This window comes from Streptomyces sp. CB01635, from assembly GCF_002803065.1.
Taxonomy (GTDB): domain Bacteria; phylum Actinomycetota; class Actinomycetes; order Streptomycetales; family Streptomycetaceae; genus Streptomyces.
The window spans coordinates 41,643-62,524 of record NZ_NNBL01000004.1; the positions used below are offsets into that span (position 1 = coordinate 41,643).

Consider the following 20,882-nt stretch of genomic DNA (forward strand, 5'->3'; position numbering starts at 1 on the left):
GGCGACCAGGGGCGAAATCGACCCATCTCCCTGGTCCTCGGGGCGAAAGCCTCCTAGCGGACCCCCTCGCCGGGCCCCCGGGAAGATGTGCCAGAGTTGCCACGTCCGGCCTGTCAGCACGTACCGTACGGCGGAACAGGCGTAACGGCGCGAACGACGGTTCACAAGCCGAAGCCGCCGGGCGAAGTGCCGGACATCGGGAAGGGGCAGCCGGTTTGACCACGCACGCAACGCAGGCCGTGACGCTCCCGGGCTCGCTGGACGAGGCCGTGGCAGCACTCTCCGCCATGCCCGCCGCGGTCCCGGTCGCGGGCGGCACCGATCTGATGGCCTCGGTCAACGCCGGACTGCTGCGCCCCGCCGCCCTCGTCGGCCTCGGCCGCATCAGCGAGATCCGCGGCTGGCAGTACCAGGACGGTCACGCCCTGCTCGGCGCCGGCCTCACCCACGCCCGCATCGGACGCCCCGACTTCGCCGCCCTGATCCCCGCCCTCGCGGCCGCGGCCCGCGCCGCCGGACCGCCCCAGATCCGTAACGCGGGCACCCTCGGCGGCAACATCGCCTCCGCCGCCGCGACCGGCGACACCCTGCCCGTCCTGGCCGCCCTCGAAGCGACCCTCATCATCGCGGGCCCCGGCGGCGTGCGGCGCGAGGTCCCCGTCTCCCACCTGCTCGCGGGCATGGAGATGCTCAGCCCCGGCGAGCTCATCGGCTTCGTACGCGTGCCGCTCCTGCACGCCCCGCAGACCTTCCTCAAGGCCACCGGCCGCACCGGCCCCGGGCGCGCCCTCGCGTCCGTCGCGCTCGTCCTCGACCCCGCGAGGCGCGGCGTGCGGTGCGCGGTCGGCGCCATCGCGCCCATGCCGCTGCGGCCCCTGGAGGCCGAGCAGTGGGTGGCCTCGCTCATCGACTGGGACGGCGAGCGGATGCTCGTGCCCGAGGCGCTGGCCGCGTTCGGCGAGTACGTCGCCGCGGCCTGCATCCCCGACGCCGCCCCGGCGCCGGACGGCACCCAGGAACAGCTGCCGCCCGCCGTACTGCACCTGCGGCGCACGGTCGCCGCGCTGGCCCGACGTGCACTTGGGAGGGCGCTGTCGTGACTGACGAGCACAACCACGGTGGCCACCAGGGCGGCGGCTGGGAGCCGCTGCCCCAGGGCGACTACGACGCGGACGCCACCGCCTTCGTGCAGCTTCCCGAGGGCGGCCTCCCCGACGTGCCGCTGGCCGCGCCGGGACACGGCCACGTACCGCCGCAGATCACCATCGCGCCCGGCGGCCCCGCGGCCACGGACCCGGCGGCGACCGGCGTGTGGGTGCTGCCGCCCGACGTGACGGGGGCGCAGGCGGCGCCCACGGGGGCGGCCACGGGTGAGGTGCACTGGCCCGAACCGGCCGCTCCGGAGGCGGTGCCTTCGTACGACCACAGGGCCGGGGCGACCGGGCAGTGGAACTTCTCGGACGCCGAGCAGCCGCCCGCCCACGAGCATCCGGTGGCCGAACCGGCGGGGCAGGCCGGACAGGCCGGGCAGACCGGGCAGTGGTCGATCCCGGTCATCGCCGAAGGGGATCTTCCGGACGAGTCGGGCGAGTTCACCACGTCGTCCATCGCCGCGCAGTGGGGCCGGACGCCCCCGGCGACGCTGCCGGGGGGCGCGGTTGCGCCCTGGGCGGCGGAGGAATGGGCGCGGGAGCCGGCGGGGGAGCTTGAGCCTGAGTTCGCGCCGGAGCCGGCGCCGGCGCAGGGGGACGCCGACGACGTACGCGACGTGCATGGCGCACGCGACATACAGGGCGAACGCGATATACACGGCGAACCCGAGCCCGTCGGGGACGTGGCCGACGAAGCGCACGCGTTCGCGGACGTCGCTGCCGAGTCGGCGGAGGAGCCGGTGCGGGTGCCGGCCGCCGAGGCTTCTGAGGTCCGTGAGGCTCCGGAGGCTCCTGAGGTCGATGAGGGCCCCGAGGTCGCCGAAGCCCCCGCCCCCGAGGACGCCGTCCCCGACGAGCCCGACCCCGACGCTGTGGTCGCCCCCCTCCACGACGACCACCCCCTCGCCTCCTACGTCCTGCGGGTCAACGGCACCGACCGCCCCGTCACCGGCGCCTGGATCGGCGAGTCCCTGCTCTACGTCCTGCGCGAGCGCCTCGGCCTCGCCGGGGCCAAGGACGGCTGCTCGCAGGGCGAGTGCGGCGCCTGCAACGTGCAGGTCGACGGCCGCCTCGTAGCCTCCTGCCTCGTGCCCGGCGCCACCGCCGCCGGCAGCGAAGTACGCACGGTGGAGGGCCTGGCCGCCGACGGACAGCCCTCCGACGTGCAGCGCGCCCTCGCCGGCCGCTGCGCCGTCCAGTGCGGGTTCTGCGTGCCCGGCATGGCGATGACCGTGCACGACCTCCTCGAGGGCAACCCGGCCCCCACCGAGCTGGAGACCCGGCAGGCGCTGTGCGGCAACCTGTGCCGCTGTTCCGGCTACCGCGGGATCCTGGACGCCGTACAGCAGGTCGTCACCGAACGCGAGGCGTCCGCGACGAGCGGGACCACCGCGACGGGCTCGACCTCCGCGGGCGACGCCGAGGGCAAAGCCCGCATCCCGCACCAGGCGGGACCCAGCGCGACCGAAGGTATTCAGGACGGAGGCCTGGCGTGAGTGACGAAGCAGCAGCCACCGCGCCCGCGGCCCCCGTGGCCGAGCCGCTGCCGCACGGCCTCGGGGCGTCCCTGCCGCCCGCCGAGGCGCGCGCCAAGACGGAGGGCACCTTCCCGTACGCGGCCGACCTGTGGGCCGAGGGCCTGCTGTGGGCGGCCGTCCTGCGCTCCCCGCACCCGCACGCGCGGATCCTCTCCATCGACACGACCCACGCGCGCGAGATGCCCGGTGTACGGGCCGTCATCACCCACGAGGACGTCCCCGGAGCGCCCCTGCCCGGCCATCGCGCCGCGGACCGCCCGGTGTTCGCCTCCGACGTCGTACGCCACCACGGCGAGGCCATCGCGGCCGTCGCCGCCGACCACCCGGACACCGCGCGCATGGCGGCCGCGGCCGTCATCGTCGAGTACGAGGTGCTCGAACCGGTCACCGACCCCGAGCAGTCCTTCGCCGCCGAGCCGCTGCACCCCGACGGCAACCTGATCCGCCACATCCCTCTGCGCCACGGCGACCAGGACGCGGTCGGCGAGATCGTTGTCGAGGGCCAGTACCGCATCGGCCGCCAGGACCCGGCCCCCATCGGCGCCGAGGCCGGCCTCGCCGTACCGCGCCCCGACGGGGGAGTGGAGCTCTACATCGCCTCCACCGACCCGCACGGCGACCGCGACCTCGCCGCCGCCCGCTACGGCCTCGAACCCGAGCGTGTGAAGGTCGTCGTCACGGGTGTGCCCGGCGCGACCGGCGACCGCGAGGACCAGAGCTTCCAACTCCCGCTCGGACTGCTCGCGTTGAGGACCGGCTGCCCGGTCAAACTCACCGCTACACGCGAGGAGTCCTTCCTCGGCCACACCCACCGCCACCCCACTCTCCTGCGCTACCGCCACCACGCGGACGCCGAGGGCAAGCTCGTCAAGGTCGAGGCGCAGATCCTCCTCGACGCGGGCGCGTACGCCGACACGTCCTCGGAGGCGCTCGCCGCCGCCGTCTCCTTCGCCTGCGGCCCCTACGTCGTCCCGCACGCCTTCATCGAGGGCTGGGCGGTCCGCACGAACAACCCGCCCTCCGGTCACGTACGCGGAGAAGGCGCCCTCCAGGTCTGTGCCGCGTACGAGGCGCAGATGGACAAGCTGGCGAAGAAGCTCGGCATCGACCCGGCGGAGCTGCGCCTGCGCAACGCCATGGCGACGGGCGACGTACTCCCGACCGGGCAGACGGTGACGTGCCCGGCGCCGGTCGCCGAACTGCTGGTCGCGGTACGGGACTTCCCGCTCCCGGAGCTTCCCAGGGACACCCCCGAGGACGAGTGGCTGCTGCCCGGCGGCCCCGAGGGCGCGGGCGAACCGGGTGCGGTGCGCCGCGGCGTCGGCTACGGCATCGGCATGGTGCACATGCTCGGCGCGGAAGGCACCGACGAGGTGTCGACGGCGACGGTGAAGGTCCACGACGGCGTGGCGACGGTCATCTGCGCTGCCGTGGAAACCGGCCAGGGTTTTACTACTCTGGCGAGGCAGATCGTCCAGGACACCCTCGGCATCGACGAGGTCCAGGTCGCCCCGGTCGACACGGACCAGCCGCCGGCCGGCCCCGGTTGCCGCGGCCGCCACACGTGGGTCTCCGGCGGTGCGGTGGAACGCGCCGCGAAAATGGTCCGCACCCAGCTTCTCCAGCCCCTGGCGCACAAGTTCGGCATGTCCACGGAGCTGCTCCAGATCGCCGACGGCAAGATCACGTCGTACGACGGAGTCCTGTCGACGACGGTCACCGAGGCGATGGACGGCAAGGAACTGTGGGCCACGGCCCAGTGCCGCCCGCACCCCACCGAACCCCTCGACGCGGAGGGTCAGGGCGACGCCTTCGTGGGCCTCGCGTTCTGCGCGATCCGCGCGGTGGTGGACGTGGACATCGAACTCGGCTCCGTACGAGTCGTGGAACTGGCGGTCGCCCAGGACGTGGGCAGGGTGTTGAACCCGGCCCAGCTGACGGCCCGTATCGAAGCGGGCGTCACGCAGGGCGTGGGCGCGGCGCTCACGGAGAACCTCCGCACCCCGCGCGGCCTGGTCCGCCACCCCGACTTCACGGGCTACGCGCTCCCGACAGCTCTGGACGCCCCCGACATCCGCATCGTCAAACTGGTCGAGGAACGGGACGTGGTGGCCCCCTTCGGAGCGAAGGCGGCGAGCGCGGTCCCGGTGGTGGCATCCCCGGCAGCAGTGGCCTCAGCGGTCCGCGCAGCCACGGGCCGCCCGGTCAACCGCCTCCCGATCCGGCCACAGGCGGCGGTGGTGACGAACGCGTCCGCTCCGGCGATGGCGTCGACGGACTGATCCTCTCCGGATCGGCCGGGAGGCGGCGGTGGCGACGACGTCAACGGCGCCTCCGCCGATGGCGACATCAACGGAGTGAAGATCCAACCCCCGCCTGCCCGTTGCGAGTTGTGACACGTCGTGTCGTTGTGTGACGAGATGTCGATGGACTCTGCAACGGGCCGCGTGTGAACTGACGGTGCGCATGGCTAGAGTTGTTGTCGAGACTTCGCAGACGACGGCGGCCGATGACCTTCGGCGGGCACGGGGGAACGGGGAGGACGCGATGGCAGAGGACACGGGTGACGGCGGCGGGGGATCGCCATGGGCATCCTTCGGCATTCTCGGCGCGGTGGGGGCGGCGCAGGCGGCGGTGGGGGACATCGTCACCGAGCTGGAGTCGTTCACTAAGTTCCAGCAGCGGGTTGATCAGTTGATCAAGGACTTGAAGGGCTCCGACGCCGGCCCCCAGAAGATCGGCCAAGAGCCGCTCAGCCGTCACCAGTTCGGCGGAGGCGCAGCCGGCTGGGGCGCGGCGGACGGTCTTTTCACGTCGTACCAGACGGTGCTCACGGAGCTGGAGAAGCTGTCGAAGGTGCTCTCCGACTCCATAGAGGGCATGGGCATCGCGGTGCTCGCCTCGCACAAGGGGTACGCGAACATCGATGTCGACATCCGTGACCGGATGGCGGCTATCAGCGCGGAGACGAAGGACCACTACGGGGGCGACTACGACCCGGAGAAGTCCCGGCTGTGGCATCACGGTGAGGGGCCGAAGATGGATGAGATCGGCACGGAGGACACGAAGGGCAAGTCCGGTGATGCGGGCACCTCGTCGCCCAAGCCCGAATCGACGCCCAGTGCTGGTAACAAGCATGGAGCTGCCTGATGCCACGAGACTTCACAGACCCGTTCGAGGGCATGAGCCACGAGGCGATGCTGGAGTGGCTCGATAAAGCGAACTCAGGATCGGTGCAGGCCGCCGCCGAAAAACTAAAGGCGGCCGCCAAGGAGATCCATTCGATTGCTGAAGACCTGAAGGTCCGCCCCCAGTGGGTGAAGTGGAAGGGCGAGGGCGCCGAGGCGTTCCGCACCTGGTCGGGAGACCTGGCCAATTCGACTTTGGCGCTGGGTGATTTCAGCCATGATTCGTCGACGTGGCTGACCCGTGCATCGGAGGCGATCGGCACCGCCCAGGCATCCATCCCGCGTGACAAGGCTGGCGCCAAGGCGAACCTGGACGCGGCGACCGCGGCCCACAACGACCCGGACGCCGCGGCCGTCGCGAGCAAGTCGTCGAGCGAACTGCAGGCGATCGCGGCGAACAAGGAGAAGGTCCGGCAGGAAGCCGCCGGTGAGATGCGGAAGCTGGGGCAGGCATATTCGCTGTCCTCTACGCAGATGGACAGCTTGCCCAGGCCGAAGTTTCCGCCGCCGCCTCAGGCGTTTGTGCCGGCGAGCAGCAAGCATGAAAGCTATAGCTCCCAATATGGAGCAACGGCCGGCCAGGCGACCGGTGCGACTGGTTCTGTGCCGAGCGCGACTGGACACGCGTCAGCTACGTCGGACGCGAGCCCAGTGCCCCGAGGGTCGGTGACGCCTACCCAAGCTGTCCCGAGCATCGACGAGCGCCCCACGCACATGGGCATCGACTCGGTGGGCACGCTCCCCGAAGTCTCACCGCCTGTGACAGCTCTGGGCCAGTCGCAGCACGGACCGAGCGTGACGGGACCTACCAGCACCCCGCCGCCGGTCATCGGTCCCGTCTCACCCGCGTACGGAACCAGTCGAGGCCCCCTCACCGGGCGTGGCCCTGGACCCACGGCACGTGGAATCGCGCCTATGGGTAATGCCAAGGGAACTGTGAGGCCTGGAGGCCTGCCGGTGGAGAACGCCACGGGTCGTCCGTCGACCCCTGGCGGGCGTGGCCCGATGATGCCTGGGCAGAACGCCCCCTCGACGGGACGGACCGGTACTCCGGGGGGCCGTTTGCCGACCAGCAACGGTGTGGCGGGCGGCCGTCCCCAACCGGTAACGGGACAGCCCAGCAAGGGAATTCCTCGGGGCAAGGTGATGGGTACCGAGGGCGTACCCAACAGCCGGGGCACCGCAGGCGGCCAGGGACCGACGGGCGCCAGGCCGACGACCATGGGCGCGAGCGGGAGCCCGCGAGGCGAATCCCAGGGACGCCGGGTAGCGGGGGCGACGGGCGAGAAGGGTGGCATTGTCGGCGGTCGACCGCAACAGCAGGGCCGGGCAAATAGCCACTCGTTCAGCTCGGGTGGTTCCGGACTGGTACGCGGCCAGGGTTCTTCCGCCGGGGCCTCGCCGGAGGAGACCAACCGCACGGGCCAGGCAGGCCGCGGTGGAGTAACACCCCAGGGCACTCATCCCGATGGACGCCGCGACAAGGAGACGGGCGAGCGTCCCGACTACCTCGTCGAGGGCGAAGAGACCTGGCAGCCGGACACCCGGCGCAATGTGCCTCCGGTTGTCGACGGCACATCAGAGAACAGCGAGAGGTAGTCGAATGCCCACCCGCACGAGTCGGTACGGTCGCCGAGCTGTTTCCTCGGCAGCCCTCGGTCTGCTGTTGGTGGGCGTCGCGGCCACACCTGCCCTGGCGAAATCGCCACGCGACGATCAGTGGTACCTCACCGTCATGAAGGCGGAGAGCATGTGGCGCACCAGTAAGGGCGAGGGCGTCACCGTCGCGGTCATCGACGGGGGAGTGGAACCGAACAACCCCGATCTGCGCGGGCGGGTGCTGGGCGGCCTGGATCTCGCTCCCAAGGAGCCAGGTGACGAGCACACCGACACCGACGGTCACGGCACCAGTATGGCGGGGCTGATCGCTGGGACCGGGGCCCGAGGCGGTGGGCAGGGGACGTTCGGTCTCGCGCCGGAGGCCAAGATCCTCCCGATCCGACTGCCGGACGGAGGCAAGCTGGGAAACCAGTATCAGTCAGCTGGACAGTTCAACGAACTCGCTCCCAAGGCAATCCGGTACGCCGTCGACCGTGGAGCCAAAGTCATCAATATCTCCATGGGAGTTCTCTCAGGATCCGATCAGCTCACGAGTGCGGTCGACTATGCGTTGAAGAACGGCTCACTGATCTTTGCTGCCAGCGGTAATAGCGGTAAAGACGGCAACACCGTGGAATATCCCGCTACCACTCCAGGAGTGGTAGGCGTGGGTGCTGTTGGCAAGGACCTGGGCGTGACAGCCTTTTCCACCCACGGTCCGCAGGTGGATGTGTCGGCGCCTGGCGATCAAATGGTCCATGCTTGCGGGAGCAAGTCCAGCTCGACCGGCCTGTGCAAGAGTGGCGGCACGAGTGAGGCGACTGCCATCGCCTCCGCCAGCGCCGCCCTGATCTGGGCCAAGCACCCGCACTGGACCAACAACCAGGTCCTCCGGGTCATGCTGAACACCATCGGCGGCCCCACCAGCGGTGAGAAGCGCAGCGACTTCATCGGCTACGGAATCGTCCGTCCCCGCATCGCCCTGAAGACCCCGGGCGACCCGGGCCCGGCCGACAAGTACCCGCTTCCCGACTACCCCGTAGCAGCGTCCAAGTCGCCGTCGGCCAAGCCATCCAAGGGTGCTCAGGCCCCGGACGACACCAGCTCCGCCGCGCCGGCCGCCGCACCGACGGGCGACGACAGCAACACCCCGCTCTGGATCGGCGTCGGCGTAGGCGCGCTCGTAGTGGCCGGTGCCGCGACCGCCGTCGCGGTCGCCCGCAGCCGCCGCCGCGTGGCTGCCTCGCAGGCCTCGCCGCCGCCGTACGCTCCGGCCCAACCGCCCTATCAGGGACAGCCCTACGGCACACCGCAGTTCACGAACCAACAGCCGTACGCGACGCCTCCGTCGCATGACAGCCAGCACAACCCCAACCAGGGCACCTGACGGGCCCCATCCGGGACGTCCGCGCGATCCTGAGTGGGCGGACGACGCCGACTCCGTCGCGCCAGCCGCCCCTTCTCAAGCCGGAGAGAGCAGTCTGCTCATCCGTTGCACAGGTCAGTCTTTGCATGGAGTGCGGCCGCGCGGTAGGCGTTTTTGCGAAAGACTGGGGTGCGTTGACGTCCCCCTGCTGGTCGCGGAGGCTGCACGCATCGTTGCCCGGATGTCACTTGCAGTCGGACGAAGCGCCGACGGCCCGTGTGTACGAGGCGATGAGTCGCTTCATGGCAGCGGCGTCACCATCAACATCGGACGCGAAGACTTGGATGACGGAGAAGAGAGCCTGTTCGGGGTGTGTCGGGTCGGCGCAGTCTTCAATACGTCCCACTGCGCCCGTGCCCGAGTACATGTAGCGGCTGTCATCCGTCAGGGTCCCGTCGTCCGTCTTGGCGTTAGAATTGGCCATTTGGGCGACGCTGTCCTTTTGTGCTGCCCAGATCCGGCTTGCGACGAGGGCGACTTTTCCGTCAACTGAGACTTGGCAGCGATTGGTTCCGCCGTTCGGAGTCACCTGTTGCACAGCAATTTCCTGTCCGGCTGGAAGGAAGGAGGGCCAATCCTCCTTCCCTGTAGGAATACCGCACAGTGAACTCGGGAGCGTGTATTCCTTCCCCTTCTCACCGGAACAACCCGCCACTGCGATGGCTGCAGTGGCGAAGACCGCTGGGAGGATTTTCCGGCGCATCTTTGATTTCTCTCTGTGTTGCAGTACCAGCAAGTCCTTTGGGCCTTTCATGCTATTCACGTGGGGGGGGTATTAATTTCGCTGTGAGGATTAAGTTGGCTAGATATCTGTTTGCAGATCCGCGCCTGTTGCTCGAATGTTCGTCTCGGCGCTATTGAATCCGTCTCTGGCGCCAGTGCGCGCCCACTCACCAACATCCGGAAGCTTTTGGTGGTTTGCCTTGGCTGCTTCTTCTGCCGCGCGCTCCGTGTAATGGATGTTCCTGTCCATGCCATTCTCCCAATGCTCTCCCATTTTCTGTCCAGAATTGCTCTTTTCGTCCCCCTCGGCATTCTTGAAGAGCTCTTCGAGAAGCATGCTGCTGGCTGTTCCAGCAGCGCCGCCCGCTGCGGCGCCGGCGACGGGGCTGGCGATGAGGGCAGTTCCGACTCCGGTTACTGTACCGACGGTACCGGAGGCCAGGTTTTTCCATTGAGCGATGGAGTGGTCATACGCCTTGTCTTTTACGTCTGCGGGGCCAGCAACTGCTTCCTGGCGGCCGATAGCGAGAGTTCCCGATACCTCTCCCGAACCGTAGGCGATTTGCTGAACCGTGAACTTCGGGTCCGTCGAGTAGCGCTGATCTGTCGGAAGATCGGGGTTTAGGTGGTACTCCATGAGGTTGCCCATGTACTTCTTCTGGCCAACCTCGACAGCGGCGTATCCCTCGGGATTTTGTCCGACAGACATGAGGAATCGAGTCACGTCGCGATGATCAGGTGTGGCAGCTGTTCCCGAGACGGGGAATAGGCGATCCGTGTCCCCGTCCGAATCATCCGTCATGGCTCGATTCATATCGGGGAGATATTCGGAGGCAATCTGCCCCATGCTGTCCGACATGTAACTGTGGCCCGTCAGACGTGTGTTGTCGTCCGAGATGGATGAAACAATGCTCTCGAACAACTTCGCCTGCTCTGCGTTGTGGGCAGGTGTGTCCAGCGTCGGAATTTCACCAGCTGGATGTCCAGTAGTGGCGGCTTCCAACGCCAGTGCCAGGTTGTTCCGCCCGGTATTGATGTCGTCACCGTGGAAGTTGGTCTCTTCAGGCCACTCCCGCTCTTCGAACAGGTACTGGAAGTTGGACAGTTCCTTCTTGCCCATATTTCCGTCACCGTCCGTGTCGTGCTCGAACGGATTGTCCGGGTCATTCTTCGAAACGAACTGCTCGTTGAAGAAGGCCGTAGCCGCGTCAGGGCTGTTGGAAATCCCCTTTAGGTAACCCGTGAGCGGATCCGACCCGCTGTCATCGCCGATCCGATTGAGTGTCTGATCGGTGCCCATGTGTTGCCATGCCATATTGGCGTGTTCTCCGTTGCCGGTGAGCTTGCGCTCGGTGGCCATGAGCTTGGTGCCGTAGTCCTTCATGAACTGGTCGTCGTAGTCGCCCGTGCGCATCAGGTTGCTCATGACCTGGAAGCCCATGGGGCCGCCCTTGTCGCCGTAGATGGGCTTGTCGCCCAGCTCGATGACGTTGCGTCGCCATTTGTCCATCGCGGTCGAGTCGCTCTGGGAAGCGTGGGCGAGAGTCATACCCAAATTGCGCTGCATGTCGTCGAGTTGATCGCGGCGATCGCGCCCGACGTCCCAGTTCACGCCGGGGTCGTTGATGCCGGCCCAGAATTCCATGGTCTTCTGTGGGCCGAGCGTGGTGGCGAACCGCTCTGAGAACAGTTCGTCGTTCTTGTACTTCTTCAACCCGGCGTTGATCCGGTCGAAGTCCTTGACCGTGAGGTCCTCGGGGTTCTTCCTGGCGATCTTGGCCAGCTCTTCGGCCGTCTTGATGGCCGCCGCAGCCTCGTCCCGGTTCTTGTATTTCGCGTCGGAGAATCCAAGCTCACTCTGATCGGCGATCGCCGTCAGCACCTTGCTGGCCGAACTGTCGCTGTCAGTCGCCTGGTTGAGGATCTTCTGGACCTCGTCCCGGAGCGCGGTGACCTCGCTCTGGTCATGTTCGGACGGCGTGTGCCCCTTCGCGGCACGGACCGTGAACCCGCCGTCGCCGGTGGAGGTGACCGTCAGGTGCTTCTTCTGGCCTCGACCGATAGCCTTCTCCAGATCCTCCTGGTACCGCTTCAGCTCACCTACTGTGTCGCTGAGGATGCTGTGAATCGTCTTGGCCTGGGTGTGGGCATCAGCGAACTCGCCGGCCGTCTTCCCGACGAACTCCTTGGTCATCTGAGCGTTAATGCCCGCCCAGCTGGCTTTGTTAGCGGCTTTGTGCAGTCCGTCTTCAGCCTGGGTCTCCAGCTTCTCCAGGTTGCCGACGAGCAGGTTCCAGTCCCCTACGGCGTCATCTAGCATCTTGAAGTTGGCGTGGTAGAGCGCGTCGAAGTCCATCAGGCTCAGTCGTCCTTCTTCTCGCTCGGCTTGCCGTAGTACGCGGGGTTCGGTTTCCCGGCCTTGCCCACGCGCTCGTCGAAGCCCTGGTCGAGCGTGTCGATGCTGCTCATCGTGCGGCGGATGTAGTCCTCGTCCCCGTCGTGGATGGACTGCGTCCTGTGGAGATGGTTCGAGATCTGTGCGCAGGCGTCCAGGAGCGATCCGAGTTGCTTCTCCCAGCGGTTCGATACGTGCTGCAGCCCCGCTGCGAGGTCGAAGCCTTGCTGCTTGAGGTTGCTCGCAGCCGAGTTGCTACTGGAGTGGGCCACCTTGCCTTCCCGGCCGAGGTGCTCGAAGAGGGAGTGCGCCTCCTTGCCGATCTTCTCCAGGTCGGCGTTCTTGACCTTCAGGTCCCCGAACGTGCCGGGGCCTTCGGGGGCCACGTGATTGATCTGCATCTGTGTAGACCGCCGAGCCTCCGCGTCGGTCTTGAGTTGCTCCCACTCTTCCCATGCCATGGGTGAGTACCTTCCCCCGTGTGCGTTGTGCGTCCCGTGCGGCTGGTTGCTTTCGCGACTGCTGGATGTGCCGACTGCGATCAACCTAGCAACGGAACTATCGGGATCACATTGTGCGATTGTGATCTGGCCGGAACTGTGTGTGAGCGCGCGGGGTGTGGCGTGAGTGCGGCGTGGGTCAGGAGTAGCGGGGGAGTGTGTCCGTAGGGATCGTCCAGTGGGCGATGGTGGCGGTCTCGCCGTAGACGAAGTCCTTGCGGGTCGCATAGCGCGGGCCCTCAGGTGTGGGGTGGATGTCTGTCATGACGGCGCCGGTGCCCGTTCGAGGGCCGAAGATCACGTAGGCGGGGATGCCCAGGAGCGGGTAGTCCCTCACTTTGCCTACCCAGTCGTTGTCCGGGTTGGAGTGGGAGACGACCTCGATGGCAGCCAGCAGGGTGCGCGGATCGAATGCGCCCTCGCCCTCCCTGTCGGCCTCGGCGATCACCATGATGTCCGGGCGGCGCGGTTACGTGGCTTCCGGTTGGCAGGGGCGACATGTGGCGCATTTGCCTGGTTCTGGGGAGCGGAATGCGCGGTCGCAGCCGTCGCAGTTCTGGAGTGGGGTCGGGCGGGGTGGGGGTGGGGCCGTTGGTGGGCCTGCGGGCAGGGGTGGTGGGAGGAGTTCCGTCAGGCGGTGGGACAGGAGGGCTGCTGGGCTGCGGAGGGGTTCCGATGGGAGGCCGGCTGTGAGGGTTCGGCGGATTGCCTCCGGCGTGATGCCGCTCCATCCATGTCGTCACCGCGGGCGCCGGGCGGTGGACGTCGCGGGTTGCTAGCAGGAGGCGAGGGGCGTCGCGGCGTAGGTCTGCGAGGAGTGACACTGCCGGGTCGGAGGACGGTGTTGAGTTCTCGATGGTCGCGGCCGTTGGCGTTGAGGGGGTGATTGGCGGATTTGGGCGCGGGGGAGTTGCCGGAGTGTGGGGTTTCCGCGGGGGCTTTGGCGCTGAACTGCCATTCATTGCTGATGGGTTGTTGCACGAGGTCGTGTGTGTGACCACTCGGCCTGACGGTAGACGCTCTCGGGTTCGCGTCAGGTAGCCGTGTGCTTCCAGTTCTCGTAACGCCGCCGCGATGCGGACCTCGCCCTCCGGGAAGCGGGCCGTCAGCGTTTTGATCGTGGCGCTGCCTCCGCGTGGGAGCGACTGGATGTGTGCCGCCAATCCGATGGCCGTCAGGGAGAGTTGGCGGTGCTGGACCAGGTGATTGCCGACGATCGTGTAGCGGTCGGCATGGCGGCGGTTGATGTGGTGGATTCCGCCGGCGGGGGTTGTCCCTGAGGGAACATCCGGCTCGGCGCACGGGGGCGCGTTAAGCTGCTGAACAGCCACCGGGAAGGGGCTTCTTCCTTGGTGGTCAGGCCCTCGCACTGGGATTGGCGTCCCGGCGAGGGCCGATGCATGTGTGGGGTTGTTTCGCTGAGACTGGTGCGTGAAGCAGCCTGTACACAAGCTGAGTTGGGCGTGATCACCCTTGTGGGTGAGGGCGGGGCGGGGAGGCCTCGTGGCGGGGGTTTGGGGGAGGTCGGGGAAAGTTCTCTCCCGGGATTCTTGGCTTTTGACCGCGGGGCGGTCCGGGGGTCGGGCCACCGCGTCGTGAGTTCCTCGATGCGGACAGAGTCACTTCGATACGTCTAATTCTGCCCAGACCGATTTGGTGGGCATCGGGCCGAGGGTTGTGCCCCAGTGGTCTGCCAGGGCGTTGATGAGACCCAGGCCTCGGCCTGATCCGGCGTCCAGGGGCGGGTGTTGGGGGAGGAGTGGGGGTGCCGAGTCACCCCGTGTGTCCGTCACCTCGATACGTAGCGTGCTCGTCGGTGTGAGTTTGAGCGTCAGGCGGAAGTCCCGGCCTGGTACGCGGCCGTGGGTGATTGCACATCCGGATGCCTCACTTCACTGTGGCGCCGGTCGCCTGGGCCGTGTTTGTCGCCTCCCGCTGATTCGAGAGGGACTTGGGGCGGCTACCCCCCGGCTCGCCGCCCCCGCCCCCGTCGGCGTCGGTCGGTCACGAGTGGACGTAGTACTCGGTCGAGCAGGCGCGTACGTAGTGGTTTTCCAGGCAGGCCTTCAGGCCGTAGCCGTGGTTCTCGGGGAGGTTTCCTCTCTGGCAGTCCGAGCCCGGTGACGGCTTGCCGTTCGTGCTGACCGTGCGGCCGGTGGTGAGGGCGCCCTTGACGTTATAGCCGTCCGACCGGTCGTCGACGGCGCACAGGTAGTCGCCCTTAGGGCTGCCCTCATAGGGGTCGGCCACCCAGTTGACTCGGCCGGCCTGTTTGCCGTCGGCGTAGATGATGACGCTGCTGATCTTGCCCGGGTACATCTTGAACGTGATGTCGGCGTAGTCGGCGTGGGCGTTCACGGCGCTGGTGGTCAACAGGGCCGCGGCGCCCAAGAGGCCGGTCGCGGTCATGGCGATCTTCCTGCGGATGGTGCGCATGGCTGGCCTGTGCCCTCTCTGCGGTGTGGGGAGGCTGGGGACCGCAGCTCCGGGCCACGCTGTCGCGGGTGCAGGTGCCGTAGAGATCACCACCGGTGGGAGGTGGCTCCGGCGAGAGGGAGAAGTGCCGCCGGCGTGGCTGCACGGCGCGGTGAGGTCTTTGGCGCGGCCGTGGCGCCACCACTGCCGCGCGACGTTGGCCGACGCAGCAGTGGTGACGATATCCCCCGATATCCCCCGTGTGTGAGCCGGTTCGACCCGGGCTCACGTCCCCGTACACCCATGCGCGACGCACTAATGCTCCTTGCCGCGCATTAAGGTGTGGCCACGCTATCCGGAGCCGGTCGGCCACGCAAAGCGAATCCGGCAGGAATCGCCCTGACCGCACGTGAAGATCTGGTGACCATCGGATCGCTGTCCGGTGGGGGTCCGGCTCAGGGTCTGCCGGGCGGCTCGGCGTTTGCCTTGGTGCCGCGGCGTCTAGATTGGCGTCGATGACTGAGCGACCACAGCACGGCTCCGCCCGCCCCGGCGGACGTACGGCCCGCACCCGCGCGGCCGTCCTCGCGGCCGCGCTGCACGAACTCGACGAGACCGGGTTCGGCGCGCTCACCCTCGACAAGCTCGCGGCGCGTTCCGGTGTGCATGTCTCGACGATCAGGCGCCGCTGGCGCAGCGTCGAGGGGGTCGTCGTCGATCTGATGGCCCAGCACAGCAAGACGATCGCCACGCCGGACTCCGGTGAGTTCCGTCAGGACCTGTACGAGCTGGCCGAGGCCATCGCCGGGTTCCACGCCCTGCCGCGCAGTCGCAACCTCGTCGAGGCGATGGTGGCGGCCGCCGCGTACGACCCTCACATCGCGGATCTTGTCCGCGGCGCTTTCGTCGCGCGCACCGAGGTCGTGACGCAGTTGGTGCGTCGCGCCGTCGATCGGGGCGAGGTTCCTCCGGATACGGATGCGTATGAAGTCATCGCGGCGCTGAGCGCACCGTTCTACTACCGGTTGCTCATCATGCGCGGGGACATCGATGAGCGGCTCGTCGCTGCGAGCGCCGAGGCGGCATATCGGTCGGCTTGTGGTGGGGTGTTCGGTGGGGTGGATGGCGAGGAGGGGTCTGAGTAGGCCGCAGGTGCCGTTGCTGGCGACCGAACGACTCCGGCCGAACCGGTGCGGCCTCGCGGCGCCGCCCGCACGACTCATTCATGGCGATGACCAGCGCAGACGTGTGTGTGACGGTCGCGCGCCGGGCGTGCAGATCGAGCAAACTTCGGCCAGCTGAGGGCCCGCGTCCGCTCCTGTGTACCTACTGTTGAGTACGAGGGCCGCCCGGCTTCCCCCGTGGTTGGGCGGCCCTCATTCCGTTTGCGGAAGCCCGGTGGTCATTCAGTGGCCGCACGATGGAATTGCAGTGGTCCAGGCCTATGGTGAGGCGGCACTGCCGCGTCACGGGGGTGGCAGGAGTGGTCGGTGGGGCCCCGTGTCTGACACGGGGCCCTGTGCGGCCGACGTGATGTTCGCTCTTTGGGCTCGATGACGGTGGGTGCTGCCCAGCCCCACAATTGCAACCGGCGTCATGGCTGCTGACTCGTGCGACCGGCGTCATGACCGCGTTCGCCTGCGAGTCGACCGTCGTCCAGGCCCTCGCCGAACGCCTTCCGCATGCCATGCACCTTCGCTTCGGCACCTGTGCCCGTACCCGCTCGGGCGGGGTGGTGCTTGCGGGCCCGTGCGGGGTCGTACTTTGGGAGAGCGAACTTTGCGGAGAGAGGACGGTAGCGGTGACGACGAGTGAGCCTTCGGGCCCGCAGGAGCCGGCGGATGGGCCCGAGCCGCGGTCCTATGAGCCGGGTCCCTCCGCCGGGAAGCTGATGCTCTTCGTGGCGGTTTTTGTTGCGTTTGCGGTGATTGTTGTGGGCGGGGGCGTGATTCTTACTTCTGGGGGGTGACCCTCAGGGGTGGGTGCAGCCCACGGTCTTCATGGTGGCGGGCATGTAGGCGCGCATGAACTGCTCGATGTCTCTTCTGAGGTGTGGCACACCATCTCGGTGGTTGAGTTTGAGGGCCAGCGTGAAGTGACTGTTCGGCTTCGTCCGGCAGCGAGTGGTTGCGATCGCGCCGTCATCGCCGAGTGCGGCATTGTCCGCCAGTTGCATCTGGACCGGATCCTGCAGGCCTGTGACGTTTTTGTTGGGAGAAGCCGACTTCATCGGGTCCATGGTGTCCGAGTGCCACGCAAATTTTAAGCGCAGAGATTCTTCTTTCCCGACTCGAACAATGCACCAGTTGGTCTCTCTCGCGCCCCATCCTGCGGTGTGCCATTCGCTGACTTTGCCGCTAGCTCTCAGTAGTGGCTCTGTGAGATTCTGGTGAACGCGCGTGCCGCAGATGGATTTCGGGATTTCGGGATGCTGGGAACTGCAAGCGGACAGTGCAATCCCTGAAAGTGAAGCCAGGGTCAGTAGCCCGATCGGCATTCGGTGGGTCATTTCGCCTTCTCCCCTGAAGCGCCCCGGCCTCGTTCGAAGCCGCGGCGTATGCGGCTTCGTCGATAGCCTCCTGCGCCGCGATGGCGGATCCACCGTGAGACCCATGGACCTTGTGCCACTCGCCGGAGAGGGCCATGAGTTGCCTGTTCCGCTTGGTGTAGTCGGCGACGTTGTCTTCGGCTGTCTTGTCGTCAAGCTTCTTCTGCTCGTCGGCGAGCCATCGTTCGGTCACGAAATCCACTCCTGATTGAACCTCGTCGCCGGCAACGGGGAGGTAGCCGATAGCTTGATCGACAACCCACTTGTGCTTGAATTCCGCCACTTTGGGATCCCCGGCGGCGTTGGAGCGGGCCTGCTCGAGAAAGCCCACCGTCCGTCCGGCGTGAGTAAGAGAATCCTCTGGGTGCTTCTGGTTCGGGCCGTGAATGTCCGCGACAATGGCGTGGTTGATGCCACTGTTGAGAGTCGCATAAGAATCCTGGTCCTTGGAGACCTGCTTCACGACCTCGTAGAGCTGATCCTGCTCCAGCGGCGCCTCGTTCATGTCGATTGCGCCGGCCGCCGCATGCACCGTATCCCCGTGATTGACCAGAATCTTCGCCATGGGCTCGCGTAGTGACGGCGGGAACTTATCGCCTTCCTCTGCCAGGTACTTCAGCGACGACTTGAACACCTTGTTGTTGTCCGCGGAGTGGTCCACGTACTTCGCGTTCGGGTCCGATGGGTCCAGGCCCGTCGCTCCCGCCTGGAGCGCCGCCGCGAAGCCTGCGCGGGTGTCCGTGTCCAGGGACGGGGTGTAGACCGTCGCCTTCGGCGTCTCGTTCGTGTGCAACGCGATCTTCCAGTCGCGGTCGTGCATCAGGTACTTCATGCGGTCGTCGTCATTGAGGTAATGCGCGGCCATGGCCGGCTCGTGGCTCATGATGCCGAGTACGCCGTCTACCGGGTCATTGGCGAACCAGCCGTTCCGCTTTTCGCTGTATTCGCCCTTGAGGTCCCAGATTTCAGGGTTCTTCTTCTCGGCCTTGATCATGTCGTCGCCGAGGTCCTCGAGGAAGTCACGCCCGTAGCCGTCGCCGTGCTGCATGAGCGTGACTAGCGACTGGTATCCGTGGACCTTGTCCAGCCTGGCTGCCTGGAAGTCGGTCTCGTAGCGGGCGACGCCCGCCTCCCGCATTTCCGCTCGCCAGTTCTTGTACCACTTGGAGTGAGGGTTCTTGGTGGCCGTCGCGAGGGAGTTGGCGAGGCCGGTTTCCAGGGAGTTGTAATCGGCGGCGTGCCTCGGGTCGGTCACGTGGGCGAGGTCGCCGAGATTGTTGGTCAGGCGGATCGTGCCGCTCGGGCCCAGGCTGTCCAGGACGGTGCGGCTGAATTCCGGATCGCGGCTGTTGTCGCGGAACGAGCGTTGGAGTTCGGCGAGTTGGTGCGGCGTGAGTCGTTCGCCGTTGGCGAGTTTGCGGGCGGATTCCTTTGCCACGTCCGCCTCGTATTGTTCGATGTCGCCCTTGGCGCGGGCGTTGAAGCCGTTTCCCGTACCGTCGGTGAGGTGGGAATCGAAGACAGCGGCGCCCAGCGCGATCTCGACGCCCGTGTCCGCGTCTCCGACCGCACGCACCGCCTTGTCGATGCGTCCCTGCCAGGACGCGACCGCCCTGTGAACCTCGGCCCTGCTTCCGGGGTCGTGCATCGCAGAGCCCGACTCGCTCGCCGCCGCGCGCTCCTCGTCGTACGCCACCACGCCGCGATCGGAGACCCTTATCCCGGCTTTGACGGCTGCCTCACGCTCGGACTTGAGTTGGCCGCGCAGGTTGGTGAACTGCGCGTGAGCGTCCCGGAGGAGTGAGGCGATCGCCTTGGCCTCTGTCTGGGCGTTCTGGAATTCATGGAGCGTTACGTCGAAGCGCTTGCCGGCCGCGTCGGCACTCAGGCCGGTCCAGGTCGAGGGGGACGGCGGGCCGGGCGTGATGCCGTGCACGTCCCGCTTGTAGTCCGTCTCCCGCTTTCCGAATTCCTTCGCCATGCCGTCCCAGCGGTCGGCCGCCGTGGTCAGCGTGGCGAGGTCGGTGGTCATGATCTCGTGGTACGTGGGCATGGGTCGGTCCTCGTGTGTCGGTCGGGGTCTGGCCGTACGGCGGTCAGTAGCGGTCGAGCGATGACGTCGTCCGGACCTGCGCTCCTACGCCGAAGTCCGTGCCCTGGAGGAGTGCGGTGGTGGCGCGCAATGAGACCTTCTCCGAACTCAGCCTGTTCATAAGGGACTTCACCTGTTCTCCCCAGGCTTTGTGTGCCTTCTTCAATGACGACGACGTGACCCAGCCGTGCCCGTCCTTCGCGTCGAACGCCCTGACAGCGGCACCCGTGTCCTCGTCCGCCCACTCGCCCGAGTGGCGCGTGTCGGGCTCGATGTGGTTCTCGATCGCCCGTGCCGCGGCGCGCTTCCGTGCCGGCGACGAAGCGAGGTTCTGCTGCCCCTGGGCAGGTCCGATGACCATGATGTCGATGTCCTCCCCGTGTGTCCCTGCTTGCATCCCGCGTATCGCCCAACTGCCTTGCAGCGAGGCGGGATTTGGGAAACGACGGACCGGACGCGCGGGTCACCCCACGTCCGGGTGATCAGGACCGCAGGCCAGTAGTGGGCGGGGTGGAGGGCCGTCCGTGTCGGGTGACGCAGTCCGTGCGGCTTGACGGGGGTGGCGACGCGACGGTGGGCGCGGTCAGCTAGCGGGGAGACGGCCTGCCAGTCGGGCGGCGGACGGAGATGCGCACTTGCAACGCCGGCAACAGAATTCGACCTCCGGAAAGCGTGTATTTAGTAGGGCATTTCGCGGCTCGAGGTGCCCGCAATCCGGCTCGCGCGTGTGAGCAAGTTGCGCCCATCTCCATTCTGTTCACTTCGGCCCCATACGAGTTGCTAACGTGCATGAAGCGAAGGCGTTCCTTGGATCGACCAACGTACGGGGAAGGGCTCAACCCATGGCATGGGACGAGTGGGAACAACTCAAGGCTCAATCTGCGGACCGGCAGTCCGCGAAGATGCAGCTCAATCAGCTTCCCGCCGAAGGCGGTGGTGGCGGATCGTCCGACGCTGATCTTGTCGTCCATGACGATCAGTTGGGCAAGCTGGGAAACATGGCGTACGACCTGCGCGAGAAGTTTCGTGTGGACAGTGACTTCGCGCGACCGAGCACATTCACGGCGTCGGTCGACCTCTTCAACGACGGGCTCGACATGGGTTCGGCTCTGCTTGAGCTCCACGACGCGTGGAACACGCAGACGCAGACATTGAAGGAGGCGTGCGCCCATATCTCGAATCACCTGGACTTCACGCGCGCCCAGCACTCGAAGGACGAGGTCCACATCCAGACCGGAATGAAGGATGCGGCCGGTCACCTGATGACGGTGTCGAGGATCAACGACTACATAAAGTGACCGACGCTG

General features: G+C 67.1%; 15 protein-coding genes and 2 pseudogenes. 8 read left to right on the top strand and 9 right to left on the bottom strand.

The features are described from left to right. The first annotated feature begins 215 nt into the window (after window positions 1–215). The 6 genes from CG723_RS15165 (at window position 216) to mycP (ending at window position 8,863) form a co-directional block, all read left to right on the top strand. Complete coding sequence (locus CG723_RS15165) at window positions 216–1,100, top strand: FAD binding domain-containing protein (protein ID WP_100593933.1); 885 nt, start codon at window positions 216–218, stop codon at window positions 1,098–1,100. After that, the gene (locus CG723_RS15170; RefSeq protein ID WP_100593934.1) at window positions 1,097–2,647 is read left to right on the top strand and encodes a 2Fe-2S iron-sulfur cluster-binding protein; all 1,551 of its coding nucleotides are present in this window, start codon (window positions 1,097–1,099) and stop codon (window positions 2,645–2,647) included. The genes CG723_RS15165 and CG723_RS15170 overlap by 4 nt, the downstream gene beginning before the upstream one ends. Beyond that, on the top strand, window positions 2,644–4,971 hold the full coding sequence (locus CG723_RS15175; protein ID WP_100593935.1) for a xanthine dehydrogenase family protein molybdopterin-binding subunit: 2,328 nt from the start codon (window positions 2,644–2,646) through the stop codon (window positions 4,969–4,971). The genes CG723_RS15170 and CG723_RS15175 overlap by 4 nt, the downstream gene beginning before the upstream one ends. Window positions 4,972–5,236: 265 nt before the next feature. Further along, on the top strand, window positions 5,237–5,839 hold the full coding sequence (locus CG723_RS15180; protein ID WP_234374325.1) for a hypothetical protein: 603 nt from the start codon (window positions 5,237–5,239) through the stop codon (window positions 5,837–5,839). Further along, window positions 5,839–7,476, top strand: coding sequence for a translation initiation factor IF-2 (locus tag CG723_RS46200; RefSeq protein WP_159032459.1), 1,638 nt, complete (start codon window positions 5,839–5,841; stop codon window positions 7,474–7,476). Before CG723_RS15180 ends, CG723_RS46200 begins: the two co-directional genes overlap by 1 nt. A gap of 4 nt (window positions 7,477–7,480) precedes the next feature. Next, the gene (gene mycP / locus CG723_RS15185; protein WP_100593936.1) at window positions 7,481–8,863 is read left to right on the top strand and encodes a type VII secretion-associated serine protease mycosin; all 1,383 of its coding nucleotides are present in this window, start codon (window positions 7,481–7,483) and stop codon (window positions 8,861–8,863) included. Between the two features lie 223 nt (window positions 8,864–9,086). Here mycP and CG723_RS46205 read toward each other — a convergent pair whose 3' ends face one another. From CG723_RS46205 to CG723_RS15220, 6 genes and pseudogenes are all read right to left on the bottom strand, one after another. Beyond that, window positions 9,087–9,665 carry a hypothetical protein gene (locus CG723_RS46205; protein WP_159032460.1) on the bottom strand — a complete coding sequence of 193 codons (579 nt, stop codon included), beginning with the start codon at window positions 9,663–9,665 and terminating at the stop codon, window positions 9,087–9,089. Window positions 9,666–9,704: 39 nt separating this feature from the next. Further along, window positions 9,705–11,981 carry a hypothetical protein gene (locus CG723_RS15195; RefSeq protein WP_100593938.1) on the bottom strand — a complete coding sequence of 759 codons (2,277 nt, stop codon included), beginning with the start codon at window positions 11,979–11,981 and terminating at the stop codon, window positions 9,705–9,707. 5 nt (window positions 11,982–11,986) lie between these two features. Beyond that, window positions 11,987–12,481: a hypothetical protein gene (locus tag CG723_RS15200; RefSeq protein ID WP_100593939.1), complete on the bottom strand. Its 495-nt coding sequence runs from the start codon at window positions 12,479–12,481 to the stop codon at window positions 11,987–11,989. 178 nt (window positions 12,482–12,659) lie between these two features. After that, window positions 12,660–12,986: pseudogene (locus CG723_RS15205) on the bottom strand (Uma2 family endonuclease); the annotation flags it as partial. A 3-nt stretch (window positions 12,987–12,989) separates the two neighbouring features. After that, window positions 12,990–13,851, bottom strand: a pseudogene (locus CG723_RS49225) (helix-turn-helix domain-containing protein). 673 nt (window positions 13,852–14,524) lie between these two features. Beyond that, window positions 14,525–14,956, bottom strand: coding sequence for a hypothetical protein (locus CG723_RS15220; RefSeq protein WP_100593941.1), 432 nt, complete (start codon window positions 14,954–14,956; stop codon window positions 14,525–14,527). Window positions 14,957–15,450: 494 nt separating this feature from the next. Between CG723_RS15220 and CG723_RS15225 the strand changes: the two genes are divergently transcribed. Then, the gene (locus CG723_RS15225; RefSeq protein WP_100593942.1) at window positions 15,451–16,080 is read left to right on the top strand and encodes a TetR/AcrR family transcriptional regulator C-terminal ligand-binding domain-containing protein; all 630 of its coding nucleotides are present in this window, start codon (window positions 15,451–15,453) and stop codon (window positions 16,078–16,080) included. 827 nt (window positions 16,081–16,907) lie between these two features. Here the strand turns inward: CG723_RS15225 and CG723_RS15235 are convergent. From CG723_RS15235 to CG723_RS15245, 3 genes are all read right to left on the bottom strand, one after another. Continuing rightward, window positions 16,908–17,174, bottom strand: coding sequence for a hypothetical protein (locus CG723_RS15235; protein WP_159032461.1), 267 nt, complete (start codon window positions 17,172–17,174; stop codon window positions 16,908–16,910). Window positions 17,175–17,292: 118 nt separating this feature from the next. Next, window positions 17,293–19,515 carry a hypothetical protein gene (locus CG723_RS15240; protein ID WP_159032462.1) on the bottom strand — a complete coding sequence of 741 codons (2,223 nt, stop codon included), beginning with the start codon at window positions 19,513–19,515 and terminating at the stop codon, window positions 17,293–17,295. Between the two features lie 64 nt (window positions 19,516–19,579). Then, window positions 19,580–19,936 carry a hypothetical protein gene (locus CG723_RS15245; protein ID WP_100593946.1) on the bottom strand — a complete coding sequence of 119 codons (357 nt, stop codon included), beginning with the start codon at window positions 19,934–19,936 and terminating at the stop codon, window positions 19,580–19,582. A 481-nt stretch (window positions 19,937–20,417) separates the two neighbouring features. Between CG723_RS15245 and CG723_RS15250 the strand changes: the two genes are divergently transcribed. Continuing rightward, window positions 20,418–20,873, top strand: coding sequence for a hypothetical protein (locus tag CG723_RS15250; RefSeq protein ID WP_199841784.1), 456 nt, complete (start codon window positions 20,418–20,420; stop codon window positions 20,871–20,873). The last annotated feature ends 9 nt before the right edge of the window (window positions 20,874–20,882 follow it).